The following is a 26698-nucleotide window of genomic DNA, read 5'->3' as shown; positions in this document are numbered from 1 at the left end:
TAGGCACGGGCTATGGAGATGAGCCGGTCCATGTCTTGGACCACTCGGCATCCCGCGGCCTAGCGTGCTGTTCATGGCGCTGGCAACGCGGGGGACGGACCAACGGCCGTCCATGACCCGCACCCTCTGGGGATCCACGATCGGAAAGAAAGCGGTCATGGCCGTAAGCGGCCTGATCATGCTCGGCTATCTGGTCGCGCACATGCTCGGCAATCTCAAGATCTTCTTCGGGCCGCCCGAGTTCAACGGGTACGCGCACTGGCTGCGCACCCTGGGCGAGCCCGTCCTGCACTACGAGTGGGCGCTGTGGATCGTCCGTACGGTCCTGGTCGTCGCCGTCGTGCTGCACGCGGTCTGCGCGTACCAGCTCAGCCGCCGCGACCTCGCCGCACGCCCCAGCAAATACGTGCACAAGCGCCCACGCGCCGGCTATGCCACCAGGACCATGCGCTGGGGCGGGATCATCCTCGGCCTGTTCATCGTCTGGCACATCCTCGACCTGACGACCGGCACCGCGCACCCCGGCGGCTTCCAGCCCGGCCATCCGTACCAGAACGTCGTGGACACCTTCTCCACCTGGTACGGGAACGCCATCTACATCATCGCGATGCTCGCGCTCGGCCTGCACGTCCAGCACGGCTTCTGGAGCGCCGCGCAGACCCTCGGCGCGGGCAGCGCCACCCGCGAACGCGCCCTGAAGACCACGGCCACCGTGCTGGCGGTGGCGCTGACCGCGGGCTTCATCGCCGTACCCGTCGCCGTCATGACCGGAGTGGTGAGCTGAGCATGACCACACGTCCCGAGCAGAGCCCGAACGAATCCGCCAAGTCCGCCCACTACGCCGACTACGCGCACTACACCGTCGGCGAGCCCGTCGTCGACACCAGGGCACCGGACGGGCCCATCGCCGAGCGCTGGAACCGGCGCCGTTTCGAAGCGAAGTTGGTGAACCCGGCCAACCGCCGCAAGCACACCGTGATCGTCGTCGGTACGGGTCTGGCGGGCGGCGCCGCGGGCGCCACCCTCGCCGAACAGGGCTACCATGTCGTCCAGTTCTGCTACCAGGACTCGCCGCGCCGCGCCCACTCCATCGCCGCACAGGGCGGTATCAACGCCGCCAAGAACTACCGCAACGACGGCGACTCCATCCAGCGGCTCTTCTACGACACCGTCAAGGGCGGCGACTTCCGGGCCCGCGAGTCCAATGTGCACCGGCTCGCCGAGGTCTCGGTCGAGATCATCGACCAGTGCGTCGCCCAGGGCGTCCCCTTCGCCCGCGAGTACGGCGGACTCCTCGACACCCGCTCCTTCGGCGGCGTCCAGGTCTCCCGTACGTTCTACGCGCGCGGCCAGACGGGCCAGCAGCTCCTGCTCGGCGCCTATCAGGCGCTGTCCCGGCAGATCGCGGCAGGCGCCGTCGAGATGCACCCGCGCACCGAGATGCTCGACCTGATCGTCGTCGACGGCCGGGCCCGCGGCATCGTCGCCCGCGACCTCGTCTCCGGCAAGGTCTCCACGTACTTCGCGGACGCCGTCGTCCTCGCCTCCGGCGGCTACGGCAATGTCTTCTACCTCTCGACCAACGCCAAGAACAGCAACGCCACCGCGATCTGGCGCGCCCACCGGCGCGGCGCGCACTTCGCCAACCCCTGCTTCACCCAGATCCACCCCACCTGCATCCCGCGCTCGGGCGACCACCAGTCCAAGCTCACCCTGATGAGCGAGTCGCTCCGCAACGACGGCCGGATCTGGGTGCCCCTGGCGCGCGGCGACCGGCGCCCGCCGGCCGAGATCCCCGAGGCCGAGCGGGACTACTACCTGGAGCGGATCTACCCCTCCTTCGGCAATCTCGTTCCGCGTGACATCGCCTCGCGCGCCGCGAAGAACGTCTGCGACGAAGGGCGCGGCGTCGGCCCCGGCGGCCAGGGCGTCTATCTGGACTTCGCCGACGCCATCGCCCGCCTCGGCCGCAAGGCCGTCGAGGAGAAGTACGGCAATCTCTTCGAGATGTACGAGCGGATCACCGCCGAGAACCCGTACGAAGTGCCCATGCGCATCTACCCGGCGATCCACTACACCATGGGCGGACTCTGGGTCGACTACGACCTCCAGACCACCGTGCCGGGCCTGTTCGCGATCGGCGAGGCCAACTTCTCCGACCACGGCGCCAACCGGCTCGGCGCGTCCGCGCTCATGCAGGGGCTGGCCGACGGCTACTTCGTCCTGCCATCCACCATCAACGACTACCTCGCCCGCAATCCGCGCCACGAGGAGATCGACGACAGCCATCCGGAGGTCGCCGAGGCCGTCGCCGACACCGAGGACCGGCTGCGGCTGCTGCTCGCCGTGGACGGCGACCGTACGCCCGACTCGTTCCACAAGGAGATCGGCGAACTGCTCTGGGACCACTGCGGCATGGCGCGCACCGAGGAGGGCCTGCGCAAGGCGCTCGACCGGATCCCGCAGATCCGCGAGGAGTTCTGGCGGCGGATCAAGGTGCCGGGCACCGGCGAACAGCTCAACCAGGCGCTGGAGAAGGCCAATCGCATTGTCGACTATCTGGAACTGGCCGAGCTGATGTGCCTCGACGCACTGCACCGCACCGAGTCCTGCGGCGGTCACTTCCGCGAGGAGTCGCAGACCGAGGGCGGCGAGGCGGCCCGCCGCGACGCCGAGTTCTCGTACGCGGCGGCGTGGGAGTTCACGGGCACCGGCGCCGCGCCCGTCCTGCACAAGGAAGACCTCGTCTTCGAGTACGTCCACCCCACCCAGCGGAGCTACGCATGAGGCTCACCCTGCGCGTCTGGCGGCAGCCGGACGCGGACACCCCTGGTGCCATGGTCACCTACGGCATCGACGGCATCTCCGAGGACATGTCGTTCCTGGAGATGCTCGACACGCTCAACGAGGAGCTGATCCTCGCGGGCGACGAGCCGGTCGCCTTCGACCACGACTGCCGCGAGGGCATCTGCGGCGCCTGCGGAGTGGTCATCAACGGCGACGCGCACGGCCCCGAGCGCACCACCACCTGCCAGCTCCATATGCGGCACTTCAAGGACGGCGACACCATCGACGTCGAGCCCTGGCGGGCCGGGGCGTTCCCGGTGGTCAAGGACCTGGTGGTGGACCGCTCGGCCTTCGACCGGATCATCGGCGCCGGCGGCTACATCACCGCCCCGACCGGTTCGGCCCCCGAGGCCCACGCCACCCCGGTGCCCAAGCCCGCCGCCGACTTCGCCTTCGAACACGCCGAGTGCATCGGCTGCGGCGCCTGTGTCGCGGCCTGCCCCAACGGTTCGGCGATGCTCTTCACCTCGGCCAAGGTCAACCACCTCAACACCCTCCCGCAGGGCGCGCCGGAGCGTGAGACCCGGGTCCTCGACATGGTCGCGACCATGGACGAGGAGGGCTTCGGCGGCTGCACCCTCACCGGCGAATGCGCCACGGCCTGCCCGAAGGGCATCCCGCTGCCGTCGATCGCCGCGATGAACAAGGAATGGCTTAGGGCGGCCCGCAAGGTCTCACGCTGACACGGCGGCCGGGGGCCGCAGCCCGAGGAGGGCGGCCAGGCGCTCGTACGAGTCCAGCAGGGCGTCGCCGTCGTACGTACTGGTCGTGACCAGGTACTCGTCGGCGGCGCTGCGCGCCAGCAGCTTGTCCAGGCCGGCCGCCACCTCGTCCTCCGTGCCATGGAGCTGGCCGCGCCACGCCGTCTCGTAGAGCGCCTGTTCCCGGGCGGTCATGGGGGTGGCGAGGACCGTGTCGGCGGGGACGAGCGGCGGGAACGAGCCGTGGGTGCGGGAGTACGCGGTGGACCACGCCTCCGGGAGCAGCAGCCGGCGGGCCTCCTCGGTGGTGGGCGCGACCGCGACCGTACCCGAGAGCACCACATGGGGGCGCTCGCCCCAGGCGGAGGGGCGGAAGTCCGCACGGTACGCGTCGATCGCCCGCAGCATCGCGTCCTCGCCCCGTGCGGGCGCGATGACCAGCGGCAGTCCGGCCTCGGCGGCGACCCGGGCGCCCTTCCCGGTGGCCAGTACGAAGGCGGGCGGGCGCAGTCCCTCGGCGGGCAGGGCATGGACCTGGGGATGAGCGGTCTGGGTGCCCGTGAAGTAGCCGAGCAGCTCGGCGAGCCGGCCGGGGAAGTCGTCGGCGTCCCGCTTGTCCCGCCCCAGCGCCGCGCGTATCCCGTCGGTGAACCCCACGGAACGGCCGAGCCCCATGTCGATCCGGCCGGGGAAGAGCGACTCCAGCACCCCGAACTGCTCGGCCACCACCAGCGGTTGATGGTTGGGCAGCATCACACCGCCGGTGCCGACGCGGATCGTCGAGGTCGCGGCGGCGACCGCCGCCGCGAGCACGGTCGGCGCGGATCCCGCGACGCCCGGCACGCTGTGGTGCTCGGACACCCAGAAGCGGTGGTAGCCGAGCGCCTCGATCCGCTGGGCGAACCGTACGGTGTCGCGCAACGCGTGAGGGGCGGCCCGGCCGTGCCGGGTGCGGGAGCGGTCGAGTACGGAGAACGGGATGCGGGCGATCGTGCTCACGCATGGTGTAACACGCGGCCCGCGCCAGGATTCCCGGGACCGGGGCCCGAAGCGCCGGACGGGGTCCGGTGCAGTGTCCTCCGGTGCCGGACGGGCTCCTGTGCTGTGTCCTCCGGCGCCGGACGGACTCCTGGGCCGTGTCCTCCAGCGCCGGACGGGCCGCCTGCCCGCCCGCCCGTGCGCTCACTCGCCGTCGAGGCGGAAGCCCACCTTCAGGCCCACTTGGAAGTGCTCGATGTCGCCGTCGACGATATGGCCGCGTACCTCCGTCACCTCGAACCAGTCCAGGCCCCGCAAGGTCTGGGCGGCGCGGCTGACGCCATTGCGGATCGCGTCGTCGATGCCCTCGTGGGACGTGCCGTAGATCTCGGTGACCCGGTAGGTGTGATGGGGGTGGTGGTTGTGGTGGGACATGGGCTCACCCTCCTCCCTCACTCCACCGTGCCCCACCATTCCGCGCTCCGCGAGGTGTCCGTCTCCGGTGCCGGGCGGTCCACGGCCGCGCCGCCCAGGGCCAGCCGGGAGACGATGCGGTAGCGGTCGCCGCGGTAGAGGGACCGTACGTACTCGACGGGCCGGCCCGAGGCGTCCGAGGTGATCCGGTCGAAGAGCAGCGCGGGCGAGAGCACCGGCACCCCCAGCAGCTCCGCCTCGTCCTCGCTGAGCACGGTCGGCTCGATCGACTGCACGGCCTCGGCCATCCTGATCCGCCGCTCGTCGCGCAGATACGCGTAGAAGCCGGACTCCATCCGCTCCGGTGTCAGCCCGGGCACCAGCTCGGCGGGGACATGGAGGTACTCCAGGGCGACCGGCCCGCCGTCCACGAACCGCAGCCGCGCCACGTACACCACCTCGGCGGCGGGCGACATCCCCAGCCTGCGCCCCACCCGGGCGCCCGCTCCGGCCGTACGGAACTCCAGTACCCGGGCCGACCAGGCCCCCGGCGCCCGGGGCGGCACGGCTGAGCGGTCCTCGGCGACCAGCTCCTGGGTGATCTTCGCGGGCGCCACGAACATGCCGCGGCCGTGCTCGCGGACCAGCAGTCCGGTGGCGACGAGTTCGTCCACCGCCGTCCGCAGGGTGGGGCGTGAGACCCCCAGCTCGGCGCAGAGCGTGCGCTCGGACGGGATGGCGTCGCCCGGCCGCCGCGTGTCGACAAGACCGAGCAGATACTCCCGTACCCGCTCCCGCTTGAGCACCGGATGGACCGGCGGTACGGCACCCGCCGACGGAACCGGATGAACTGGATGAGCCGGCTGCACCGGCCGGGCCGACTGCTCCGGGCGAGGGGTACGGGTCTCGCGCACGGGCCCTCCCGGTGAGCCGTCGGAAGCTGCGGTCAGTATGCATCACCCGTCGTGGACGAGGTGATGATGCCGTCGTGGGCGAAATCGCCCGGCGGAATGCCCGGATGGTGGCCGTCCTGCCGGGAGCGGGCCGGCCCGGTGCCCAGGGCCAGCCGGGAGACGATCCGGTAGCGGTCGCCCCGGTACAGGGAGTGGACGTACTCGACGGGGCGGCCCGAGGTGTCGAGCGTGAGGCGTTCGATCAGCAGGGCGGGGGAGAGGACCGGCACCCCGAGGACCTCGGCCTCGGACTCGCTGACCACCGTCGGTTCGATCGACTGGGTGGCCTCGTGCACGGAGAGCTGGTGATGCTCCCTCAAGTGGTCGTACAGCTCGCCCGATTCGAGTTCCTGCGGGGTCAGCGCCGGGGCGAGTTCCGCGGGGATGTGGAGATGCTCGATGGCGATGGGGGAGCCGTCGACCAGCCGCAGCCGGGCGATGTAGATCAGCTCGGCGGCGGGGGAGACGCGCAGTTTGCGGCCGATCCTGGCGCCCGCCCGGAAGGTCGTACGTTCCAGAATGCGGCTCGACCAGGTACCGGAGGCGCGGGGGACGACGAACGCCGTGTCCTCCGGGGTGAGTTCCTGGGTGATCTTGGCGGGGGCGACGAACATTCCGCGGCCGTGCTCCCGTACGAGCTGTCCGGTGGCGACGAGTTCGTCGACTGCGGTGCGCAAGGTGGGGCGGGAGACGCCGAGTTCGGCGCAGAGGGCCCGCTCTGAGGGGATCGCGTCCCCCGGGCTGCCCGCCTCGATCAGACCGAGCAGATGCTCCCGTACGCGCTCACGTTTGAGCACCGCACCCGACGAGCCACCTGACGGGCTCCCCGACGAGCCGCTCCCCATGGGCATGACCTCTTCCGTCCCTTGCGCTCTCTGTCCCCGATGACCCCGATATGACCCTGACTGGTCATATGACCCCGAGGGGGCAACTGGTAAACACCATCGTAACCAAACGCGTCATGATCCCGGTGAGAGTCCCAACCACGCCTGCTTTCCGGGGGCTTGACGCCGACATTGGTCCATGCCACCTTCTGCTCACACACCTTACCACTTGACCAATTGGTAAATCCCTATCGAGGTGGCCCGTGAAGATCCGCTTCATCGCCGGTTCCGCAGCGCTCGCCGCGGCCCTGACCCTCACCGCGTGCAGCTCCTCCCGGGGCGCCGACGCCGGTCCGGAGAGACTCACCGTCTGGATCATGAAGGACAGCGTCACCGAGGACTTCCTCAGCCGTTTCACCGAGGACTTCGAACGGCAGCACAAGGACATCGCCCTCGACATCCAGATCCAGGAGTGGGACGGGATCGGCGAGAAGGTCACCGCCGCCCTCGCCAGCACCGACGCCCCCGATGTGGTCGAGGTCGGCAACACCCAGGTCGCCCAGTACGCCGCCAGCGGCGGGGTCAGGGACCTCACCGACCGTACGGAGGAGCTGTCCGGCAAGGACTGGCTGCCGGGGCTCGCCGAACCGGGGAAGATCGACGGCAAGCAGTACGGCATCCCCTGGTACGCGGCCAACCGGGTCGTCCTCTACCACAAGGACCACTTCACCAAGGCCGGTATCACCACCCCGCCCGCCACCCAGGACGCCTGGCTCGCCGACACGGCGAAGCTCAACAAGGGCGGGATCCAGGGCATCTACCTCCCGGGCCAGAACTGGTACACCCTCGCCGGCTTCATCTGGGACGAGGGCGGCGATCTCGCGACCCGGTCCGGCGGAGAGTGGAAGGGCACGCTCGACACCCCGGAGGCCCTCGCCGGAATGGACTTCTACCGGCGCCTCCAGGCACTCGGCAAGGGCCCCAAGGACTCCGACGAGGCCAAGCCCCCGCAGGCGGAGGTCTTCGCCAAGGGCGATGTCGCGCAGATCATCTCCGTCCCCGGCGGAGCGAAGATCATCGAGGAGAGCAATCCGGCCCTCAAGGGAAAGATCGGTTTCTTCCCCGTGCCGGGCAGGACCGCCGACAAGCCGGGCGCGGTCTTCACCGGCGGTTCCGATCTGATCGTGCCGGAGGCGTCCGCCCACCAGGACGCCGCCTATGAGGTGATCAAGGCGCTCACCGGCGACACCTGGCAGACCGACATGGCGAAGACCATGAGCTATGTCCCCAACAGGACGTCCCTCGCGGGCGCCGTCGCGGACAGCGAGTCCACCGCCGCCATGGCCGCGGGCGCCGCACAGGGCCGCGCCACCCCCAACTCCCCGCAGTGGGCCGCGGTCGAGGCCACCAACCCGATCAAGCAGTACATGACCGCCGTACTCACCGGAACCGATCCGGCGAAGGCCGCGAAGGCCGCGAAGGACGCGTCGGACAGCATCACCAGGACCCTCGGCTCATGAGCACGGCCCGCACGGCCCCCGGGCCCGGCCGGGTCCCCGGGGCGCTGTGGCCGTATCTGCTGATCGCGCCCACCGTGCTCGGCACCGCCTATCTGCTCGCCTATCCGCTCGTCCGCAATCTGGTCATCTCGTTCCAGACCTACGGCATGGGCGAACTCATCCGCGGCGGCGCCCCGTTCGCCGGACTCGCCAACTACCGGGAGATCCTGGCCGACCCCGTCTTCTGGGAGGTCGTACGGCGGACCTTCTGGTGGACCGCCGTCAATGTCGTCCTGATCATGGTGCTGGCCACGCTGGTCGCGCTGATGCTCCAGCAGCTCGGCCGGCGGACCCGGCTGCTGGTGATGAGCGGACTGGTGCTCGCCTGGGCCAGCCCGGTCATCGCCACCACCACGGTCTTCCAGTGGCTGTTCTCGTCCCGGCTCGGAGTGGTCAACTGGCTGCTCGTACGGCTCGGATTCGACTCGTACGAGAACTACTCCTGGTTCGCCGACGGCAGCGCGACCTTCGCCGTCCTGGTCCTGCTGGTCGTCTGGCAGTCCGTGCCGTTCGCCGCCATCACCCTGCACGCCGCGCTGCTCACCGTGCCCGCGGAGCTGTACGAGTCGGCGCGGCTGGACGGCGCGGGCGCCGCCCGGATCTTCCGCTCGGTCACCCTGCCCGTGCTGCGGCCCCTCTTCGCGCTGGTGCTCTGCCTCGAAGTCATCTGGGTCTTCCGGTGCTTCGCGCAGATCTGGGCGATCAGCAAGGGCGGTCCGGGCGACGCGACGACCACCCTGCCCGTCTACGCGTACCGGATCGCGCAGTCCCTGCACCGCTACGACCTGGGAGCGGCGGCGTCCACCCTCACCGTGCTGCTGCTCGTCGGCGTGCTCGTCGTCCACTTCCGCCAGATGTTCCGGCAGGAGGGCGAGCTGTGAGCCCCACCCGCCGCACCTCCGGGGGCGGGCCGCGCCGCGCCCGGATACGCCGGCTTCCGCTGCACGCCGCCGCGCTGCTGGTCTTCGTCCTCTCGGTCTTCCCCGTCTACTGGATGGTGCTGACCGCCTTCAAGCCGACCCGGGACATCCAGTCCGAGACCCCGCTCTTCCTGCCGGTCTCGGTGACCCTCGACCACTTCACCACGGCGGTGGGCGCGGACGGGTTCTGGCTCTTCTGGCGCAACAGCCTGGTCATCACCGCCAGTTCCGTACTGCTGGCCCTGATCGTCGCGCTCGGTGCCGCGTTCGCCGTGGCCCGGCTGCGCTGGAAGGGCCGTCGGGGCTTCATCCTCATGGTCTTCATCGCTCAAGTCGCGCCCTGGGAAGCGCTGTTGATCCCCATGTATGTCATCGCCCGTGACACCGGCATGCTCGACAGGCTGTCGATGCTCACCCTGATCTACTTCATGATCACCCTGCCCTTCACCATCGTCACCCTGCGTGGCTTCCTGACCGCCATCCCGGTCGAACTGGAGGAGGCCGCCCAGGTCGACGGCTGCACCCGCGCCGCCGCCTTCCGACGGGTCACCCTGCCGCTGCTCGCCCCGGGACTGCTCGCCACCTCGCTGTTCGGATTCATCACCGCCTGGAACGAGTTCGCCTTCGCCAACATGCTGATCATCAAGAACCAGGACGACCGCACCCTGCCCGTCTGGCTGTCCTCGTTCTCGAATGTCTTCGGCACCGACTGGGGCGCCACGATGGCCGCCTCCACTCTCTTCGCCCTGCCCGTCCTGGTGCTCTTCCTGGTCCTCCAGGGACGGGTCGCCGCCGGGATGACCAGCGGCGCCGTCAAGGGATAGGGGACCACCGCGTGACCACCACCCCCGTGACCGGCCCCACGACCGCCGCCCACCGGGCCGGACTCCAGCTCGTACCCCGGCCCTCCCAACTCGCCCCGCTGCCCGGCCGGTTCGTCCTGGACGAGCACACCGGTGTACGGGCCGCCCCGGGCGGCGCCTCGGCCGCCGCCGATCTGCTCCGTACGCTGCTCGCCCCCGCCACCGGACTCCCGCTGCCGCCCGCCGCCGACGGCCGGATCGTGTTCGTACTCGACCCCGCCCTCGGCGGACTCGGCCGGGAGGGGTACGGCCTGACGGTCGGCGCCGACGCGGTCCTGCTGCGCGCCGGTGCCCAAGAGGGCCTGTTACGCGGTGTCCAGACGCTCCGTCAGCTCCTGCCTCCGCAGGCGCTGTCGCACCGGAGGGCGCGCGGTACGGAGTGGTCGCTGCCCTGTGTGCAGATCACCGACGTACCCCGCTTCGCCTGGCGCGGCGCGATGCTCGATGTGGCGCGGCGCTTCCGGCCGGTCTCCTTCCTGCGCCGGTTCACCGATCTGCTCGCCCTGCACAAGCTCAATGTGCTGCATCTCCATCTCACCGACGACCAGGGCTGGCGGATGCCCGTCGCCGCGTACCCGAAGCTCACCGAGGTGGGCGGGGAGCCGCACGGCGGGGCGTACACCCGTGAGGAGCTGACCGGCCTGGTCGCGTACGCGGCCGCCCGGGGCGTCACCGTCGTACCGGAGATCGAGATGCCCGGTCATGTACGGGCCGCGCTCGCCGCGTACCCCGAACTCGGCAATGTCCCCTCGCGCAGACTGACCGTCTGGGACCGCTGGGGCGTGTGCGAGAACGTCCTCGGCGTCCACGACCAGGTCCTCGACTTCTGCCGGGGTGTGCTGGACGAGGTCATGGACACCTTCCCCTCGCCGCATGTGCACATCGGCGGCGAGGAGTGCCCGACCACCGAGTGGCGGCGCTCGCCGGACGCGCGCCGGCGGGCCGAGGCCGAGGGGCTGTCCGGACCCGAGGCGCTGCACGGCTGGTTCATGGGCCGGATCGGCGGCTTCCTCGCCGAGAACGGCCGCCGGCCGCTCGGCTGGACCGAGACGGGCAGCGATCTGCCCGCCGGATTCACCGCCGTGCCCTGGCGGTCCGCCGCGCACGGGCTCACCGCCGCCCGCCGGGGCCAGGACGTCATCATGGCGCCGTACCGCTCCACCTATCTGGACTATCCGCAGAGCGAGCGGCCCGAGGAACCGCCCGGACAGCCGGGCGGAGTGGTGTCGCTGCGCGATGTGTACGACCTCGACCCCGCGCCCGCCGACTGGGAACCGGCAGCGGCGGCCCGGGTCCTCGGCACCCAGGCACAGCTCTGGAGCGAGTACGTCCCCACCGCCGAGCACGCCGAGTATCTGGCCTTTCCCCGGCTCTGCGCGCTCGCCGAGACGGCCTGGTCCCCGCACCGGGACTGGCCGGGCTTCCAGCGGCGGCTCGCCCACCACAGAACCCGGCTCGACGCGCTCCGCGTACCGGGCCGGCCCCCGCACGGCCTCCCGCACCATTCCTCGTTCACCTTCCCGCCCGACTCAGGGCCATCGGGAACATCAGGATCACCAGGAGAGGACACCGGTCGATGACCACACGAGCGAGCACCCCCGAGCCGGCGGGCGGCACCCCGCCCACCGGCACCACCGCACTGCCCGGCACCCCGCGACGCGGGCGGGCCGCCGGGATACGGACCGTCACCGCGCTGGGCATGGCGGCGGCCCTGGGCTGCGCCGCGCTCACCGCGCTGCCGGCCGCCGCCGCCGACCCGTCGCTGAAGGTCCAGTACCGCCAGAGCTCCACCGGCTCCGACCAGGCCGAGCCCTGGTTCAAGGTGGTCAACACCTCGGGGTCCGCCGTCTCGCTGGGCACCGTGAAGATCCGCTACTACTTCAAGGCCGACGCGGGCGCCTCGTACACCTTCGCCTGCTCCTGGGCGGTGAAGGGCTGCGCCAACATCACCGGCACCTTCGGCACCCTCGCCAACCCCACGGCCACCGCGGACCGCTATCTGGAGGTCGGCTTCACCGCGGGCGCGGGCTCCCTCGCCCCCGGCGCCGACACCGGTGACATGCAGCTCCGCTTCTACCGCTCCAACTGGGCGTCGCTCAACCAGAGTGACGACTACTCCTTCGGCCCGGCGCAGACCGCGTACGGCGACTGGACGAAGACCACCGCCACGGTAGGCGGCGCCCTGGTCTGGGGCACCGCCCCGGACGGCAACGACCCGGGCGACCCGACGGACCCGCCCACCGACCCCCCGACCGACCCGCCCACCGGAGGGGCCGCGCTCTTCGACGACTTCGACTACACCTCGTACACCGATCCGGCGCTCGCTTCCCACGGCTGGAGCGTGCGCGCCAACTCGGGCGGACCCGGGGTGCCGGGCGCCACCTGGGCGCCCGAGAACGTCACCTTCGCCAAGGAGGGGACCAACTCGCTGATGAACCTGGAGACTTCGACGGCCGGTACGAGCGGGACGACCGAGCAGACCGAAGTCCTCACCAGGGCCACGAAGTTCAAGAACGGCACCTACGCGGCCCGGGTGCGGTTCTCCGACACCCCCAAGTCCGGCCCGGACGGGGACCGTCTCGTCCAGACCTTCTTCACCATCAACGACCTCAAGGCCCCGATGGCCGACGACTACGCCGAGTACGACTTCGAGTATCTGCCCAACGGCGGCTGGGGCGAGCCCGCCAACATCCTTTACACCACCTCCTGGGAGACCTACCGGCCCGATCCCTGGGAGGCCGTCAACCAGCACTCCGAGTCCCGGGTCAGCTACGCCGGCTGGCACGATCTCGTGGTCACCATCGACAACAACGCCATCACCTACTACGTCGACGGCCAGACCTTCGGCACGCACGACGCCCGCTATCTGCCCGAGCGGCCCATGTCGATCAACTTCAACCAGTGGCTGATCGACCTGGCGGGCCAGACCAGCACCACACCCCGGGCATACGACCAGAAGGTCGACTACGTCCTGCACGTCAAGGACCAGGTGCTGACCCCCGCACAGGTCGCCGCGAAGGTGAACGCCTACCGGGCGGCCGGCACCGCCTTCGAGGACACGGTGCCCGCGAGCTGACCTCGCGGCGCCGGAGGACCGGGCATCTGGGGAACGGGCGCCGTTCAGGCGGCCGTTCCCCTCCGTCTTCCTCGGGGACTTGACCCTCCCCTTGGTCCATACCAAAATCCCACACACCCGTGCGAACACCGTTCGTGTCCCCCCACGTCGGGCCCTCTCTTCGTGCCGTCACGCCAGAAGGTTGACCTACGTGAAGAACCGATGTCTCGCCTGTTCCGTGGCAGTTGTCTCCTCCGTCGTGCTCGGCGGCTGCGGAGTGATGCCAGGTGGGGGCGGCTCCACCACGGTCACCGTCTGGCTGATGAAGGACAGCGTCTCCGACGACTTCCTCGAACGCTTTGTGAGCGACTACGAGAACGAACACCCCTCCATCGAACTGGACATCAAGATCCAGGAGTGGACCGGGATCGGCGAGAAGGTGCTGACCGCGCTGGACGGCCAGGACGCGCCGGATGTCATCGAGGTCGGCAACACCCAGGTCGCCCAGTACGCGGAGAGCGGGAATCTGCGCGACCTCACCCTGGAGTCCGTACGCGACCTCGGCAGCGAGGCATGGCTGCCCGGCCTCGCCCAGCCCGGCCAGATCAACGGCGCACAGTTCGGCATCCCGTGGTACGCGGCCAACCGGGTCGTGATCTACAACACGGAACTCTTCGCGCTCGCCGGGATCGAGGAGCCGCCCAGGACCCGCGACGACTGGCTGGCCGACACCGAGAAGCTGAACCGCGGCAGCAACCAGGGCATTTATCTCGCCGGCCAGGACTGGTACACCCTCGCCGGGTTCATCTGGGACGAGGGCGGCGAACTGGCCGTCGAGACCGGCGGCGACTGGCAGGGCGCGGTCGACTCGCCCGCCGCGCTCAGAGGCATGTCCTTCTACAAGGACCTCCAGGCGCTGGGTGACGGCCCCAGGAACTCCGACGAGGCCAAGCCCCCGCAGGCGGACGTCTTCGCCGCGGGCGATGTCGCGCAGATCATCTCCACCCCCAGCTCGGCACGGCTCATCGAGGAGAAGAACCCGGAGCTGAAGGGCAAACTCGGCTTCTTCCCCATCCCGGGCAAGACGGCGGGCAAGCCCGGCGCGGTCTTCACCGGCGGCTCCGATCTGATCGTCCCGAAGAACTCCAGCCACCACTCGGCCGCCGTCGACGTGGTGAAGGCGCTGGCGGGCGAGAAGTGGCAGACGGATCTCGCGAGAACCATGAGCTACGTGCCGAACAAGGTGACACTCGCCGGTGTCATCCGCGGCGACGAGGGCACGGCGGCGATGGCCGAGGGGGCCGCGCGGGGCCGGGCCACCCCCAACTCCCCGCAGTGGGCGAGCGTCGAGGCCGACAACCCGATCAAGCCCTATATGACGGCCGTCCTCGAAGGCGCGGACCCCGAGGCGTCCGCGAAGGAAGCCTCGGAGCGCATCACCGCCGAACTCGTCTCGGGCTGAACCACCGGTGACGGCGAGGGCTCGGAGGGCGCTCGACCGCGCCCGTACGTCACGTAGAGTCATGAAAAGGTTACGTGCCGGTGAACCGGTCACCCGCTCCGGTCCCCGGCATTCAACCGTCCCACATCCGCTCTCCGCCGTGTGGTCATGTCAAATCCAGCCGGTCACGGAAGAAACAAGGTGCCGGGCCCTTCGCGCCAGCGTCGGACCCCGGCAGCCGCCTTCCCCACCGGCACAGGAGACAGCCATGTCCGCCATCGCACCCGCTCCGCTCACGACCGCACCGTCGCCCGTCGGCACATCCGCTCCCGCCGACGCCGAGACGCGCTATGTGGTCTCCCTCGCGCGCAACCAGGAGGACGTACGGGCCGCGCAGCGGCTGCGCCACCTGGTCTTCGCCGGGGAGCTGGGCGCCCGCATCGAAGGACCGGAGCCCGGTCTGGACGTCGACGCCTTCGACGCCTACTGCGACCACCTGCTGGTACGGGAGGAGTCCACCGGCGAGGTCGTCGGCACCTACCGGCTGCTGCCGCCGGACCGGGCCAGGGAGGCGGGCCGGATCTACTCCGACAGCGAGTTCGACCTGTCCCGGCTCGGCCCGATCCGGGACGACCTCGTCGAGGTCGGCCGCTCCTGTGTCCACCCGCTGCACCGCACCGGCGGCGTCATCGCCCTGATCTGGGCCGGACTCGCCCGCTACATGACCAACAGCGGCCACAACTGGCTGGCGGGCTGCTGCTCCATCCCGCTCGCGGACGGCGGCGCCCTGGCGGCCACCACCTGGGCCACCGTCAAGAACAAGAACCTCGCGCCCGAGGAGTACTGGGTCACCCCGCACCGGCTCTGGACCCCGGAGACCGAGGCCGCGCCCGGCTCCGCCGCCGACCTGCCGCCGCTGCTGCGCGGCTATCTGCGGCTCGGCGCCTGGGTGTGCGGCGCGCCCGCGCACGACCCGGACTTCGACTGCGCCGACCTGTACGTGCTGCTCTCGATGCGCCGTACCAACCCGCGCTACCTGCGGCACTTCCTTTCCCTCGTACCGTCCGTACCGTCGGCATGAGGGCCTGGCTGCCCGTCGCGCCCTGCACCCCGCAGGGCTGCGCCACCCACAACGGCCCCGCCGTCGGCACGCTCACCGCTATCGGCCGGCTGGCGGCGGGCATTCCCGTCGTCCTGGCGGGGGTGGTGCTCACCCCGCTGGTCTCCCTGCTCAGCGGCGCGCACCGGGACCGGCTGACCCGGACGTGGGCCCGGACCGTGATCCGGGCCTTCGGCCTGCGCGTCCGGATCGTGGGCGAACCCGTGCCGCCGCGCGGCACCGGGATGCTGGTCGTCTCCAACCACATCTCCTGGCTGGACATACCGCTGCTCGCCGCCGTCTTCCCCGGGCGGATGCTGGCCAAGAGCGAGATCCGGGGCTGGCCGGTGATGGGCGCGATGGCGACCCTGGGCGGCACGATCTTCGTCGAGCGCGAGCGGCTGCGGGCACTGCCCGGCACCGTACGGACCCTGGCCACCGCAATGGACGAGGGCTCACGGGTCGTCGTCTTCCCCGAGGCCTGCACCTGGTGCGGCAAGGACCACGGCCGGTTCACCACGGCCGTCTTCCAGGCCGCCATGGACGCGGACGCCGATGTCCGGCCCGTACGGCTGACCTACCGCGGTCCCGACGGGGAGCCGTCCGGCGCGCCGGCCTTTGTGGGGGAGGACTCGCTGGGTGCCTCGCTGTGGCGGGTGGTGAAGGCCGAGGGGCTGACGGCGGAGATCGCGGTCCTGCCGGTGATCCCCGCCGGCTGCCACGCCGACCGCCGCGCGCTGTCGCTGGCGGCCAGACTCGCGGTCGCACCGGACGGGGTCGTCACGCCGGACGCGGCTCCCCGGGACAAGGCCGACGCGGCTCCCCGGGGCACGGTCGCCTGGCGGCGTACCGGCGGCCGGCGCGCCCGCGGCCGGAGCGTCACCGCTCCGACCGCTTCAGCGCCGACCGCCCCGGCTCCGGCCGTTCCCGTCCAGACCGGAGCCGCGCGGACCGTCCCCGCTCAGACCGCTGTCGCGAGCGACAGCGCGAAGCGGCCCGCCTCGTCGGTCCACCAGTGCGCCAGTTCCATGCCGGCGGCGGAGAGCTCGGCGCGGATCCCGTCCTGACGGAACTTCGCCGAGATCTCCGTTCGTACCTCCTCACCGGCCCCGAAGTGCGTCACCAGATTCAGTTCGGGGATCTTCACGGTGAGGGCACGGCGCGCCCTCAGCCGCATCTCGATCCACTCGTGCTCCGCGTCCCAAAGCGCCACATGGTCGAAGTCGCGCGGATCGAAGTCGGCCCCCAGTTCCCGGTCGATGACGGAGAGGACGTTCTTGTTGAACGCGGCCGTCACCCCGGCCGTGTCGTCGTACGCCCTGACCAGGACGGACTCGTCCTTGACCAGGTCCGTACCGAGCAGCAGCGCGTCACCGGGCGCCAGCAGCGCCCGGACCGACGCCAGGAACACCGCGCGCTCGGCGGGCAGCAGATTGCCGATCGTGCCGCCCAGGAACGCGACCAGCCGGGGACCGGGGGTGGCGGGCAGGGTGAGCCCGCCGGTGAAGTCGGCGATCAGGGCGTGCACCCGCAGCCCCGGCCGCTCGGCGAGCAGCGCCTCCGCGGCCCCGGCCAGCGCGCTCTCGCTCACATCGACCGGCACGTACACCTGGAGCGAGGTCAGCGCGTCGAGCAGATGGCGGGTCTTGTCGGACGAACCCGACCCCAGCTCGATCAGGGTGCGCGCGCCGGTCGCCGCCGCGATCGCGGGTCCGCGCGCGAGCAGGATCTCCCGCTCGGCGCGGGTCGGATAGTACTCGGGGAGCCGGGTGATCTCCTCGAACAGTTCGCTGCCCCGGGCGTCGTAGAACCACTTGGGCGGCAGTGTCTTGGAGGTACGGGTCAGCCCCTGGAGCACATCGGCGCGCAGCGCGGCGCCGGTGGCGTCCTCGGGCAGGGTGCGGGTGATGTCGTACGGGGTCACGCGGGTGGCTCCTTGAGAGGGGAGAGCAGAACATCGGCGCGGGTCGCCACGAGCAGCGTGCGGTCGGGGACCTCGCGCCAGCGCGGATCGTCGTCGTACGGCTCGGACGCCACCACCGTGCGCTCGCCGGGACCGGTGAGGTACCAGAGCGAGTCGCCCCAGGCGGTCGCCGCGATCCGGGCGCCGTCGGTCAGCAGCAGATTGAGCCGGGACGCGGGCGCGGCCGTGGCGACGTCGAGAACGGTGTCGGCGAGCGCCTGGCCCGGTTCGTCCCCGGCCCGCAGCCGGTGCAGCAGCAGCGCCCAGAGCAGCGCCGAGTCGCTGCGGGCGGGGAGGGCGAGCAGTTCCTCGGCGGGCAGCGTCGCGGCCGGGGCCGCGACACTCGCGGGCCAGCCGTCTATGGAGCCGTTGTGCCCGAACAGCCAGGGCCCGGCGGCGAACGGCGCTGCCGCCGCCTCGCCGTCGGCTCCCGCCACCGTCGCGTCACGCACCGCGGCGAGCAGGGCGCCGCTGCGGACGACCCGGGCCAGATCCGTGAATCCGAGGTCGGCCCAGATGGGCAGGGCACGCCGGTAGCGGGCCGGCACCGGATCGCCCTCGGCGTACCAGCCGACCCCGAAACCATCGGCGTTGACCGTCCCGTGCCGCTGGCACCGCGGCGCCCAGGACTGCCGGTGGAGCGCGTGCGGAGGCGCGAGCAGCACCTCGCCGAGCGCCACCGGCGGTCCCAGATAAGCGATCTGACGGCACATCAGGACTCTCCGGCGGGGGCGGTACGGGCTGTGCGGAAGCCGGAGAAGATCTGGCGGCGCACCGGCAGGTCCCAGTTGCGGAAGGTGCCCCGGCAGGCCACCGGGTCCACCGCGAACGAACCGCCGCGCAGCACCTTGTGGGCGCTGCCGAAGAACACCTCCGAGTACTCGCGGTACGGGAAGGCGGCGAAGCCCGGATAGGGCAGGAAGTCGCTCGACGTCCACTCCCACACATCGCCGATCAACTGCCGTACCCCCAGCGGCGAGGCGCCCCGCGGATAGCTGCCCGCCGGGGCGGGCTGAAGATGGCGCTGGCCGAGGTTGGCCCGCTCCGGGGTGGCGTCCTCGTCGCCCCAGGGATGGCGCAGCGACCGGCCGGACACGGGATCGTGCCGCGCGGCCTTCTCCCACTCCTCCTCGCTCGGCAGCCGCCGCCCCGCCCACCGGGCGTACGCGTCGGCCTCGTACCAGCTCACATGGAGCACCGGCTCGGCCGGCGGCACCGGCTCCACCACGCCGAAGCGGCGGCGCAGCCACTGCCCGCCCTCGCGCCGCCAGAACAGCGGGGCGCCGATGCCGTGTTCGCGGATCTGCGCCCATCCCTCCGGGGCCCACCAGCGCTCGTCCGTATAGCCGCCGTCCTCGATGAAGTGCAGGTAGGCGCCATTGGTCACCGGCACGGTGTCGATGAGGAACGCGGGCACGAGCCGCTGATGCGCCGGGCGCTCGTTGTCCAGCGCCCAGGGCTCGGTGGAGGTGCCCATGGTGAACGGACCGGCCGGTACGAGCACTTCGGCGGGCAGCCCCGCCGTGTCGCCGGCGGGCGGCGGGGGCGCGGTCAGCGCGGCCGGTCCCCTGCGCAGTTGATGGGTGATGAGCATGGTCTCGTCGTGTTGCTGCTCGTGCTGCGCGATCATGCCGAAGGCGAAGCCCGCGTCCAGCAGCGGGGCACCGTGCAGCGGGGTGCGCTCGATGACGTCCAGGACCCGGCCCCGTACGTCCGACGCGTACGCCCGTGCCTCGGCGGGCGCCAGCAGCGGCAGGGTGGGCCGGACCGAGCGGGGATGCTCGAAGGCGTCGTAGACCGAGTCGATCTCGGGGCGGATCGCCGCGCGGCCCGCGACGGTCCGCAGCAGCCACTGCTCCTCCTGGTTGCCGATGTGCGCCAGGTCCCAGACCAGGGGGGACATCAGCGGGGAGTGCTGCGCGGTCAGATCGTGGTCGTCGACACATGAGGTGAGCAGCGCGGTACGGTCCCGGGCGGTGGTCAGCGCGTCCACGGCCAGGCTGCGCAACTGTTCGGCCGGTATCCCGGCGGCGCCCGTGCCCGTGGGGCTCGTCGCGGCCGCGTTCGTCCCGCCGGTGCCCGTTCCCGTGCCGCCCGTTCCCGTGCCGTCCGTCTCAGCGGTGTCCGTGGAGTCGGTGGTCATGTCCTGGATCCTTTCCGTTCAGTGAGACGCGCAGCTCGTCGGCGGGGCAGCGGCCCGGCACGACATAACGGTCGTTGAAAGCGGCGACGGCTTCCTGTACGGCCGGAGTGGCACCGATGCGCGGAAGTGCTTCCTGGGCGAGGGCGAAGCAGGCCATCGCGGCGATATGCAGCTCGGGGTCGGCCAGTCCGTGCCGCGCGGCGTTGACCCAGAGCAGATTGCGCGGCGCGGGCAGCGAACCCGCCGTCTCCGCCAGCGCCTTGACGGTCCGGTAGGCGGTCTCCGACGCCTCGGGATCGTCGAACAGCGCGGTGGTGACCGCGAGCGGCACCATCCAGCCGTCCTCCCCGGGCTGTGCGTCGATCATCCGCAGCTCAAGATGGCCACGCGGCCTGACCGGCGGAAAGAGGGTCGTGAGGTGGTAGTCGAGATCGGCGCGGACCGGCGGGCGCGGCAGCCCGGACCGGATCCAGTCGCGAAAGGTCAGCCCGTCGGGCACCGCCCAGGGCCCCTCGGGCGCCCGGATGCACATCACCGGCGCGTCCAGGGCGTGCGCGGCCCAGCCGGCCCGTGGTTCGTACCGCGAGGACGGCGCCGATGTACGGGGCGGGTCGAGCTGCGCCCACAGCGCCTGCCGGTTGGAGCGCCAGCCGGTCGGTCTGCGCTCGCGCATCGGTGAGTTGGCGAACGCGGCGACCAGCACCGCGCCCAGCAGATGGGCGAGCTGCCAGCGCCGGCCGTAGCCGAGCGGCCCCGGCTCCTCGTGGCCCGCGTCGAGACAGACCTGGATGGAGGCGGTGGACCGCATCATGGCGCGGCCGGCCGGACCGATCCGGTCGAGATAGGTCTCCATCGCGTCATAGCGCGGCTCGCGCAGCAGACGGCCGGGAGAGTGCCAGGGGTCCTGACCGAGACCCGCGAGGGTGAGTCCCGCCGTACGGAGCGCCGCCCGTACGAGGGCCAGATCCGCGGCGGTGGAGGTGATGCACTCCATCAGCGACGCGGCGGGCGCCGAGCTGAGTTCGAGCTGGCCGCCGGGTTCGAAGGTGAGCGCCGATCGGAGGCGGAGGGTCCGCAGTCCGTCGAAGGCTTCGCTGAGCCGACGGGCCCGGACGGGTTGTTCGGGGGAGTGCAGATCGTGCACGAGCCATTCCAGTTCCACCCCCACGGTGCGGGGCGGACCGGTCTTGAAACAGATACCGCGCAGTAGTTCCTCGGCGTCGTTCTCGCCGAGTACGGGTCCCTCGTCGGTGAAACTCTCGGGTGGCATGGCCGGATCCTCCTGTCGAAGACCGAGACCGGTACTCCGCCCCGGGTCCGGGGCGAAGCGCTTCGTCCAACCTAAAGCCCCTGTCGCCGCTTCGCACAAGAGTGCCCCTGACGTCATCGTTTCGCTAGAAATGCAGTTGCCCCGCGCGAGACCGCTCACCCAGGATTCGCTTATGAGCGCACGGCTGCGGGGGATCGCGAAACAAACCGAGGAGATCGTCCGAATGGGGAGGTACCGTGCCCCGGACGGCCGGGACGTGCTCATTCGCGCCGCCCTGGACGCCTCGCTGGACGGGACACGGATGTACGGACCGGAGCCGGTCGTGATTCCGGCCGTACCGGTGGCGGACCGTACGGCGGGCCACCGGACGGCCGTCGAGGTGACCGGTGAGAGCAGCCTTGAGGCCGCCCGGCGGCTGACCGCCGAGGCGCCGGACGCGGCGGTACGCCCCGACGGTACGGCAGAACCGGGCGCGGTGGCCGTGCTGAACTTCTCCTCCGCGCGCAATCCCGGCGGCGGCTATCTCAATGGGGCCCAGGCCCAGGAAGAGGCGCTCTGCCGGGCCTCCGCGCTCTACACCACCCTGCTGCGCGTACCGGAGTTCTACGCCCACCACCGCGCCGACCGCAGCCCCTTCTACACCGACCGTGTCATCCACTCACCGGGCGTACCGGTCTTCCGGGACGACAGGGGCGGCCTCCTCGGAACCCCGTACCACGTCGGCTTCCTCACCTCGCCCGCGCCCAACGCGGGCGTGATCGTCCGGCGCGCGCCCGACGAGGCGCACCGGATACCGGCCGCGCTCGCCGCCCGTGCCGAACGGGTGCTGGAGACGGCGGCGGAGCGCGGCTACCGGCGGCTGGTGCTGGGCGCCTGGGGCTGCGGGGTGTTCCGCAACGATCCGGCGGTGGTCGCGGGGACCTTCCACGCGCTGCTCACCGGGGAGGGCCGGTTCGCGGACCGCTTCGACGAGGTGGTGTTCGCGGTGCTGGACCGTACGGCGGGGGCGACGACACTGGGCGCGTTCCGCGAGGCGTTCGCGTAACGGCCCCCGCTGGGCGGGCCCCCGGCCGGTCGGCTCCGGCCTCGTCAGCTCCAGCCGTAACGTTCCCGCAGCCGGTTCACCACCAGATTGAACCGCCCCCGGTCCAGCGCGCAGGCCTCCCGCCGCATCCCCTTCTCGTGGACCCGCAGCACCCGGTCGACATCCACCCAGGACTCGCGCCCCGCGCGGTCCCACGGGCCCACTCCGATCGGCACCCACTCGCGGTCGTGGTCGTGCCGCTTGCTGGAGAGCTGCACGGCGAGCAGCGTGCCCGCGGCCTCACGCGCCACCACCAGCACCGGCCGGTCCTTGCCGCGCCCGTCGTTCTCCTCGTACGGCACCCACGTCCAGACGATCTCGCCGGGGTCGGGGTCGCCGTCGTGCTCGGGCGCGTACGAGGTGCGGACCGGGCCCACGGCGCGGGGGTCGGCCTCGGTGGTGGCGGTGGGACCGGTACGGCCCGGCAGGTCGTGACCGGCCTGCCCGGTGTCGGTGTCGGAGAAGCGCGTCATGCGCACGACGGTAGAACCTCCGCCGCGCACCCCGGCGTCCGGGTCTCCCGGCCGTGCTGACCGGCGGGCCCGGAGCGGCCCGTCCGGCGTTCGAGGACTCCGCACGCAGCCGCCCGTCCGGCGCCCGGTGACAAGGTGCGCCCCCGCCGCGGGGTGGCTAGCGTCGGATCATGCGCACCGTTCCGCAGCGCTTCGAGATCCTCCTCGTCGCCGGGTTCACCGAGGGCGCCGAAGGTCCGCCCTCCGCCGGCAACGCCCTGCGCTCGGCCGTGGTCGAGGCGACCGGTGACACGGGTGCCTCCGGTTATCCGCGGTACGCGGGCCACGGCATGGTCGCGGACATCGATCCCGAGACCTTCACGGTGGAGGCGCTGCTCGTCGACGGTGAGGAACTGGACTACGGGCTGTCCGTCCGGGTGCTCCCCGTCGCCCCCGTCTGAGTCGGGGAACCCCGCTCCGCGCCCGTACGCTCCCCGCTTCCCAGGACCGTCAGGACCGTTGACAGCGGTCGGCGACGGGCAGACACTCGGGGCCCGCCTGATGCGAACGAAAGTTCACCAGGCGAACTCCCCTGCCTGCCGTCGCCGTTGGAGACCTTCCATGCCCCTGCTCGACCCGAAGACCTGGCAGCCCGGCCCGCTCTCCGGAGGTGAGTCGGCGGTCGTCGAGCCCGCCACCGGAGACACGCTCGGTACGGTCGCGCTCGCGTCGCCCGACGACATCGCGGCCGTCTCCGCGACCGCGGAGGCCGCGCAGCGGGCCTGGGCCGCGACCCCGTATCCGGTCCGGGCCGGCGTACTGCGGCGCGCGGGCGACCTGTTCGCCATGCACGCGGACGAACTGCGTGAGTGGCTGGTACGGGAGTCCGGCTCGGTGCCCGGCAAAGCGGACTTCGAACTGCGGATCGCCGCCCAGGAGTGCTACGAGGCCGCCGCGCTCGCCTCCCGCCCCACCGGCCAGGTGCTGGCCAGCGCGGAGCCCAGATTCTCCTGCACCCGCCGGGTCCCGGCCGGGGTCGTCGGTGTCATCGCGCCCTTCAACGTCCCGCTGGTCCTCGCCGTACGGTCCGTCGCACCGGCCCTCGCGCTGGGCAACGCCGTCCTGCTCAAGCCGGACCCGCGCACCGCGGTCTGCGGAGGGCTCGCCCTCGCCGCGGTCCTCGCCGGGGCGGGCCTGCCGGAAGGGCTGCTGCACATCCTGCCGGGCGGCGCGGCGGCCGGGCAGGCGCTGGTCGCGGACGAGCGGATACGGGTGATCTCCTTCACCGGCTCGACGGGCGCGGGCCGCGCGGTCGGCGAGACCGCGGGCCGCTGCCTCAAGCGCGCCCATCTCGAACTGGGCGGAAACTCCGCGCTCGTCGTGCTCGCCGACGCGGACATCGAGGCGGCGGTCGCCCAGGCGTCCTGGGGTTCGTTCTTCCACCAGGGCCAGATCTGTATGACCACCGGCCGCCATCTCGTCCACGCCTCGCTGTACGAGGAGTACGTAGAACGGCTCGCCGCCCGGGCCGAATCGCTCACGGTCGGCGATCCGTACCGCGAGGAGGTCCATCTCGGCCCGGTCATCGACAGGGCCCAACTCGCCAGGATCGACGCCCTGGTGAAGGCGAGCACGGTCCGCGGGGCCAGGGTCGCCGCGGGCGGCGGACACCGGGGCCCGTTCTACCGGCCCACCGTGATCGCCGACGCCGGCGACCACACGCCCGCGTACACCGAGGAGGTCTTCGGGCCCGTCGCGCCCGTACGGTCCTTCGCCACGCTCGACGAGGCCGCCGCGCTGGCCGCGGCCGGTCCCTACGGGCTCTCCCTCGGCATCGTCACCCGCGACACCGCCCTCGGGCTCGAACTGGCGGACCGTATCCCCACCGGCATCGCCCATGTCAACGACCAGACGGTCAATGACGAGGCGGTCGCTCCGTTCGGAGGCCTCGCCGCCTCGGGCACGGGTGCCCGCTTCGGCGGCGAAGCCAACCTGGACGCGTTCACCGAGCTGCGCTGGACGACCGTACGACGCGAACCGGCGGGACATCCCTTCTGAGCTCCGGCGCGGTCACGGCCACCGGGACCGGCGCGGCGACCGCCGCCGGGGATCAGGCGCTCTCGGCGCCCTTCGCCTTCGCCTCGGCCTCCGCGACCGACTTGCGCACCTCGTCCATGTCCAGCGCGCGCGCCTGGCCGATCACATCCTCCAGCGCCGTCTCGGGCAGCGCTCCGGGCTGGGCGAACACCGCGACATTGTCACGGACGATCATCAGCGTGGGGATCGAGCGGATGTCGAAGGCGGCGGCCAGCTCCTGCTGCGCCTCCGTGTCGACCTTCGCGAAGACGAGGTCCTCGTGCCGCTCCGACGCCTTCTCGTACACCGGGGCGAACTGGCGGCACGGACCGCACCAGGAAGCCCAGAAGTCGATCAGGATGAAGTCGTTCTCCGACACCGTCCGGTCGAAGTTCTCCTTGGTGAGTTCCACAGTGGCCATGTCCTGGTACCTCTTCCTGACTCTGAGGGGGAAGCCGCCTGCGTCAACCGGCGATGACCGCGGCGTATTCCTGGAGCCCCTGCCCGAAGATCATGTGGCCATGCGGCGGGCGCCCCACCAGACTGTCCCCATGACGGAAGCGACGGATGCGATGGAGTACGACGTAGTGGTGCTGGGCGCGGGGCCGGTCGGCGAGAATGTCGCCGACCGCACCAGGGCGGCCGGGCTGAGCACGGCGATCGTCGAGAGTGAACTGGTCGGCGGGGAATGTTCGTACTGGGCCTGTATGCCCAGCAAGGCGCTGCTGCGCCCGGTGATCGCGCGCGCCGAGGCACGCAGGGTGGCCGGACTGCGCCAGGCGGCGAGCGGGCCGCTCGATGTGCAGGCGGTGCTGGCCCACCGCAATGAGTTCACCTCGAACTGGAAGGACGACGGCCAGGTCGGCTGGCTCACGGGCATCGGCGCGGACCTCTACCGGGGCCATGGCCGGCTGGACGGCAAGAGGAGGGTCGTCGTCACGGCTCCCGACGGCGAGCTGCGGGTCCTGAACGCCCGCCATGCCGTCGCCGTCTGTACGGGCAGCCGCGCCCTCCTGCCCGAGCTGCCCGGACTCGCCGGTGCCAACCCCTGGACCAGCCGCGAGGCGACCGCCTCGCAGAGCGTCCCAGGGCGGCTCGTGGTCGTCGGCGGGGGAGTGGTGGGCGTCGAGATGGCCACCGCCTGGCGGGCGCTCGGCTCGGAGGTGACCCTGCTGGTGCGTGGCACCGGGGTGCTGCCGAAGATGGAGCCGTTCGCCGGTGAGCTGGTCGTCGAGGCACTGACCGAGGCAGGCGCCACGGTCCGTACGGGGGTCTCGCTCGCCGCGGTCGAGCGTACGGGCGGCACCGGTCCGGTGACCGTGGTGCTGACGGACGGCGAGCGGATCGAGGCCGACGAGGTGCTGTTCGCCACCGGGCGGGCACCGCGCACCGAGGACATCGGAATGGAGTCGGTCGGTCTCGAACCGGGGTCCTGGCTGACGGTCGACGACAGTTGCCTGGTCGAGGGCAGTGACTGGCTCTACGCGGTCGGCGATGTCAACCGCCGTGCGCTGCTGACCCATCAGGGCAAGTACCAGGCGCGGATCGCCGGCGCCGCCATCGCGGCCAGGGCCGAGGACTCGTCCGTACCGGTCTCCGCGCCCTGGGGCCCGTACGCCACCACCGCCGACCACGCCGCCGTCCCGCAGGTCGTCTTCACCGACCCCGAGGTCGGCGCGGTCGGACTCAGCCTCGCCGAGGCCGAGCGCGCGGGCCACCGGGTGCGCGCGGTCGACTACGAGATCGGCAATGTGTCCGGTGCCGCGCTCTATGTCGACGGGTACCACGGCCGCGCCCGGATGGTCGTCGACCTCGAACGCGAGATCCTGCGCGGTGTGACCTTCGTCGGTCCCGGCGTCGGCGAACTGCTGCACTCGGCGACGATCGCGGTGGCCGGTGAGGTGCCGATCAGCCGTCTGTGGCACGCGGTTCCGTCGTATCCGACGATCAGCGAGGTGTGGCTGAGGCTGCTGGAGACCTACCGGGACGAGTGACCGCCGCCCGGGCCGCTCAGGTATACAACACTCAGGTATACGACGTGGTGCGCCCGCCGCCT

25 protein-coding genes are annotated in these 26698 nt (G+C 71.5%); 15 read left to right on the top strand and 10 right to left on the bottom strand.

Annotated features, from left to right (window positions below; all coding sequences use genetic code 11):
* Nucleotides 1-73 precede the first annotated feature (73 nt).
* From KQY30_RS02925 to KQY30_RS02915, 3 genes are read left to right on the top strand one after another with little or no spacing between them, the layout of a single operon-like run.
* Nucleotides 74-784, top strand: a complete 711-nt coding sequence (locus tag KQY30_RS02925) for a succinate dehydrogenase (RefSeq protein WP_217305415.1) — start codon at nt 74-76, stop codon at nt 782-784.
* Nucleotides 785-786: 2 nt separating this feature from the next.
* Nucleotides 787-2787 (top strand): fumarate reductase/succinate dehydrogenase flavoprotein subunit, encoded by a 2001-nt coding sequence (locus tag KQY30_RS02920; RefSeq protein WP_217305414.1) that lies wholly within the window; start codon nt 787-789, stop codon nt 2785-2787.
* Nucleotides 2784-3530 (top strand): succinate dehydrogenase/fumarate reductase iron-sulfur subunit, encoded by a 747-nt coding sequence (locus KQY30_RS02915; RefSeq protein WP_217305413.1) that lies wholly within the window; start codon nt 2784-2786, stop codon nt 3528-3530. Before KQY30_RS02920 ends, KQY30_RS02915 begins: the two co-directional genes overlap by 4 nt.
* On the opposite strand, the gene KQY30_RS02910 is transcribed toward KQY30_RS02915, so the two are convergent.
* From KQY30_RS02910 to KQY30_RS02895, 4 genes are all read right to left on the bottom strand, one after another.
* Nucleotides 3522-4547 (bottom strand): LLM class flavin-dependent oxidoreductase, encoded by a 1026-nt coding sequence (locus KQY30_RS02910; RefSeq protein ID WP_217305412.1) that lies wholly within the window; start codon nt 4545-4547, stop codon nt 3522-3524. The genes KQY30_RS02915 and KQY30_RS02910 overlap by 9 nt on opposite strands.
* A 183-nt stretch (nt 4548-4730) precedes the next feature.
* The gene (locus KQY30_RS02905; protein WP_217305411.1) at nt 4731-4961 is read right to left on the bottom strand and encodes a dodecin; all 231 of its coding nucleotides are present in this window, start codon (nt 4959-4961) and stop codon (nt 4731-4733) included.
* 17 nt (nt 4962-4978) lie between these two features.
* Nucleotides 4979-5746 carry a GntR family transcriptional regulator gene (locus KQY30_RS02900; protein WP_217310696.1) on the bottom strand — a complete coding sequence of 256 codons (768 nt, stop codon included), beginning with the start codon at nt 5744-5746 and terminating at the stop codon, nt 4979-4981.
* 140 nt (nt 5747-5886) lie between these two features.
* The gene (locus KQY30_RS02895) at nt 5887-6738 is read right to left on the bottom strand and encodes a GntR family transcriptional regulator (protein ID WP_217310695.1); all 852 of its coding nucleotides are present in this window, start codon (nt 6736-6738) and stop codon (nt 5887-5889) included.
* A 287-nt stretch (nt 6739-7025) separates the two neighbouring features.
* Between KQY30_RS02895 and KQY30_RS02890 the strand changes: the two genes are divergently transcribed.
* The 8 genes from KQY30_RS02890 (at nt 7026) to KQY30_RS02855 (ending at nt 16721) form a co-directional block, all read left to right on the top strand.
* Nucleotides 7026-8237: an extracellular solute-binding protein gene (locus KQY30_RS02890; RefSeq protein ID WP_254407524.1), complete on the top strand. Its 1212-nt coding sequence runs from the start codon at nt 7026-7028 to the stop codon at nt 8235-8237.
* Nucleotides 8234-9157 (top strand): carbohydrate ABC transporter permease, encoded by a 924-nt coding sequence (locus KQY30_RS02885; protein WP_217305409.1) that lies wholly within the window; start codon nt 8234-8236, stop codon nt 9155-9157. The genes KQY30_RS02890 and KQY30_RS02885 overlap by 4 nt, the downstream gene beginning before the upstream one ends.
* Nucleotides 9154-10020: a carbohydrate ABC transporter permease gene (locus KQY30_RS02880; protein WP_217305408.1), complete on the top strand. Its 867-nt coding sequence runs from the start codon at nt 9154-9156 to the stop codon at nt 10018-10020. Before KQY30_RS02885 ends, KQY30_RS02880 begins: the two co-directional genes overlap by 4 nt.
* An 11-nt stretch (nt 10021-10031) precedes the next feature.
* The gene (locus tag KQY30_RS02875) at nt 10032-11639 is read left to right on the top strand and encodes a beta-N-acetylhexosaminidase (RefSeq protein WP_254406912.1); all 1608 of its coding nucleotides are present in this window, start codon (nt 10032-10034) and stop codon (nt 11637-11639) included.
* Between the two features lie 119 nt (nt 11640-11758).
* A complete protein-coding gene (locus KQY30_RS02870) occupies nt 11759-13135 on the top strand; it encodes a cellulose binding domain-containing protein (RefSeq protein WP_217310693.1) in 1377 nt (458 codons plus the stop codon).
* 190 nt (nt 13136-13325) lie between these two features.
* Nucleotides 13326-14576, top strand: a complete 1251-nt coding sequence (locus KQY30_RS02865) for an extracellular solute-binding protein (protein ID WP_217305407.1) — start codon at nt 13326-13328, stop codon at nt 14574-14576.
* Between the two features lie 247 nt (nt 14577-14823).
* Entirely contained in the window at nt 14824-15636 is an 813-nt protein-coding gene (locus KQY30_RS02860; RefSeq protein WP_217305406.1) for a GNAT family N-acetyltransferase, read from the top strand.
* The gene (locus KQY30_RS02855) at nt 15633-16721 is read left to right on the top strand and encodes a 1-acyl-sn-glycerol-3-phosphate acyltransferase (RefSeq protein ID WP_217305405.1); all 1089 of its coding nucleotides are present in this window, start codon (nt 15633-15635) and stop codon (nt 16719-16721) included. The genes KQY30_RS02860 and KQY30_RS02855 overlap by 4 nt, the downstream gene beginning before the upstream one ends.
* Here the strand turns inward: KQY30_RS02855 and egtD are convergent.
* The 4 genes from egtD to egtA are packed head-to-tail and all read right to left on the bottom strand — an operon-like array spanning nt 16616 to nt 21030.
* Nucleotides 16616-17578, bottom strand: a complete 963-nt coding sequence (gene egtD / locus KQY30_RS02850; protein WP_217305404.1) for an L-histidine N(alpha)-methyltransferase — start codon at nt 17576-17578, stop codon at nt 16616-16618. The genes KQY30_RS02855 and egtD overlap by 106 nt on opposite strands.
* Entirely contained in the window at nt 17575-18330 is a 756-nt protein-coding gene (egtC, locus tag KQY30_RS02845) for an ergothioneine biosynthesis protein EgtC (protein WP_217305403.1), read from the bottom strand. Before egtC ends, egtD begins: the two co-directional genes overlap by 4 nt.
* Nucleotides 18330-19760, bottom strand: a complete 1431-nt coding sequence (egtB, locus tag KQY30_RS02840; RefSeq protein ID WP_217305402.1) for an ergothioneine biosynthesis protein EgtB — start codon at nt 19758-19760, stop codon at nt 18330-18332. Before egtB ends, egtC begins: the two co-directional genes overlap by 1 nt.
* Entirely contained in the window at nt 19732-21030 is a 1299-nt protein-coding gene (gene egtA / locus KQY30_RS02835) for an ergothioneine biosynthesis glutamate--cysteine ligase EgtA (protein WP_217305401.1), read from the bottom strand. The genes egtB and egtA overlap by 29 nt, the downstream gene beginning before the upstream one ends.
* A gap of 172 nt (nt 21031-21202) precedes the next feature.
* Here egtA and KQY30_RS02830 point away from each other — a divergent pair, with 172 nt between their 5' ends.
* Entirely contained in the window at nt 21203-22075 is an 873-nt protein-coding gene (locus KQY30_RS02830) for a TIGR02452 family protein (RefSeq protein ID WP_217305400.1), read from the top strand.
* 44 nt (nt 22076-22119) lie between these two features.
* Here the strand turns inward: KQY30_RS02830 and KQY30_RS02825 are convergent, their stop codons facing one another.
* Entirely contained in the window at nt 22120-22587 is a 468-nt protein-coding gene (locus KQY30_RS02825; protein ID WP_217305399.1) for a type II toxin-antitoxin system PemK/MazF family toxin, read from the bottom strand.
* A gap of 170 nt (nt 22588-22757) precedes the next feature.
* Here KQY30_RS02825 and KQY30_RS02820 point away from each other — a divergent pair, with 170 nt between their 5' ends.
* Both KQY30_RS02820 and KQY30_RS02815 read left to right on the top strand, forming a co-directional pair.
* Nucleotides 22758-23027 carry a hypothetical protein gene (locus KQY30_RS02820; protein WP_217305398.1) on the top strand — a complete coding sequence of 90 codons (270 nt, stop codon included), beginning with the start codon at nt 22758-22760 and terminating at the stop codon, nt 23025-23027.
* A gap of 160 nt (nt 23028-23187) precedes the next feature.
* The gene (locus tag KQY30_RS02815) at nt 23188-24624 is read left to right on the top strand and encodes an aldehyde dehydrogenase family protein (protein ID WP_217305397.1); all 1437 of its coding nucleotides are present in this window, start codon (nt 23188-23190) and stop codon (nt 24622-24624) included.
* Between the two features lie 52 nt (nt 24625-24676).
* On the opposite strand, the gene trxA is transcribed toward KQY30_RS02815, so the two are convergent.
* Nucleotides 24677-25063: a thioredoxin gene (gene trxA / locus KQY30_RS02810; RefSeq protein WP_046494236.1), complete on the bottom strand. Its 387-nt coding sequence runs from the start codon at nt 25061-25063 to the stop codon at nt 24677-24679.
* A 130-nt stretch (nt 25064-25193) separates the two neighbouring features.
* On the opposite strand from trxA, the gene KQY30_RS02805 reads away from it, so the two are divergent.
* Entirely contained in the window at nt 25194-26636 is a 1443-nt protein-coding gene (locus KQY30_RS02805; protein WP_217305396.1) for an NAD(P)/FAD-dependent oxidoreductase, read from the top strand.
* Nucleotides 26637-26698: the final 62 nt, after the last annotated feature.

Source organism: Streptomyces sp. GMY02, from assembly GCF_019056675.1.
Taxonomy (GTDB): Bacteria; Actinomycetota; Actinomycetes; order Streptomycetales; family Streptomycetaceae; genus Streptomyces; species Streptomyces odonnellii.
The sequence above is the reverse complement of the archived record's forward strand: the minus strand, read 5'-3'. Positions and strand labels throughout refer to the sequence as shown.

What these genes read in the sequence shown, in the direction of transcription:
- KQY30_RS02860 (WP_217305406.1), top strand. Translation starts at nt 14,824, where the DNA reads ATGTCCGCCATCGCACCCGCTCCGCTCACGACCGCACCGTCGCCCGTC.
- KQY30_RS02855 (WP_217305405.1), top strand. Translation starts at nt 15,633, where the DNA reads ATGAGGGCCTGGCTGCCCGTCGCGCCCTGCACCCCGCAGGGCTGCGCC.
- KQY30_RS02895 (WP_217310695.1), bottom strand. Translation starts at nt 6,738, where the DNA reads ATGGGGAGCGGCTCGTCGGGGAGCCCGTCAGGTGGCTCGTCGGGTGCG.
- KQY30_RS02925 (WP_217305415.1), top strand. Translation starts at nt 74, where the DNA reads ATGGCGCTGGCAACGCGGGGGACGGACCAACGGCCGTCCATGACCCGC.
- KQY30_RS02870 (WP_217310693.1), top strand. Translation starts at nt 11,759, where the DNA reads ATGGCGGCGGCCCTGGGCTGCGCCGCGCTCACCGCGCTGCCGGCCGCC.
- KQY30_RS02920 (WP_217305414.1), top strand. Translation starts at nt 787, where the DNA reads ATGACCACACGTCCCGAGCAGAGCCCGAACGAATCCGCCAAGTCCGCC.
- egtC (WP_217305403.1), bottom strand. Translation starts at nt 18,330, where the DNA reads ATGTGCCGTCAGATCGCTTATCTGGGACCGCCGGTGGCGCTCGGCGAG.
- KQY30_RS02905 (WP_217305411.1), bottom strand. Translation starts at nt 4,961, where the DNA reads ATGTCCCACCACAACCACCACCCCCATCACACCTACCGGGTCACCGAG.
- KQY30_RS02915 (WP_217305413.1), top strand. Translation starts at nt 2,784, where the DNA reads ATGAGGCTCACCCTGCGCGTCTGGCGGCAGCCGGACGCGGACACCCCT.
- KQY30_RS02830 (WP_217305400.1), top strand. Translation starts at nt 21,203, where the DNA reads ATGAGCGCACGGCTGCGGGGGATCGCGAAACAAACCGAGGAGATCGTC.
- KQY30_RS02885 (WP_217305409.1), top strand. Translation starts at nt 8,234, where the DNA reads ATGAGCACGGCCCGCACGGCCCCCGGGCCCGGCCGGGTCCCCGGGGCG.
- KQY30_RS02820 (WP_217305398.1), top strand. Translation starts at nt 22,758, where the DNA reads ATGCGCACCGTTCCGCAGCGCTTCGAGATCCTCCTCGTCGCCGGGTTC.
- KQY30_RS02825 (WP_217305399.1), bottom strand. Translation starts at nt 22,587, where the DNA reads ATGACGCGCTTCTCCGACACCGACACCGGGCAGGCCGGTCACGACCTG.
- trxA (WP_046494236.1), bottom strand. Translation starts at nt 25,063, where the DNA reads ATGGCCACTGTGGAACTCACCAAGGAGAACTTCGACCGGACGGTGTCG.
- egtB (WP_217305402.1), bottom strand. Translation starts at nt 19,760, where the DNA reads ATGACCACCGACTCCACGGACACCGCTGAGACGGACGGCACGGGAACG.
- egtA (WP_217305401.1), bottom strand. Translation starts at nt 21,030, where the DNA reads ATGCCACCCGAGAGTTTCACCGACGAGGGACCCGTACTCGGCGAGAAC.
- KQY30_RS02815 (WP_217305397.1), top strand. Translation starts at nt 23,188, where the DNA reads ATGCCCCTGCTCGACCCGAAGACCTGGCAGCCCGGCCCGCTCTCCGGA.
- KQY30_RS02805 (WP_217305396.1), top strand. Translation starts at nt 25,194, where the DNA reads ATGACGGAAGCGACGGATGCGATGGAGTACGACGTAGTGGTGCTGGGC.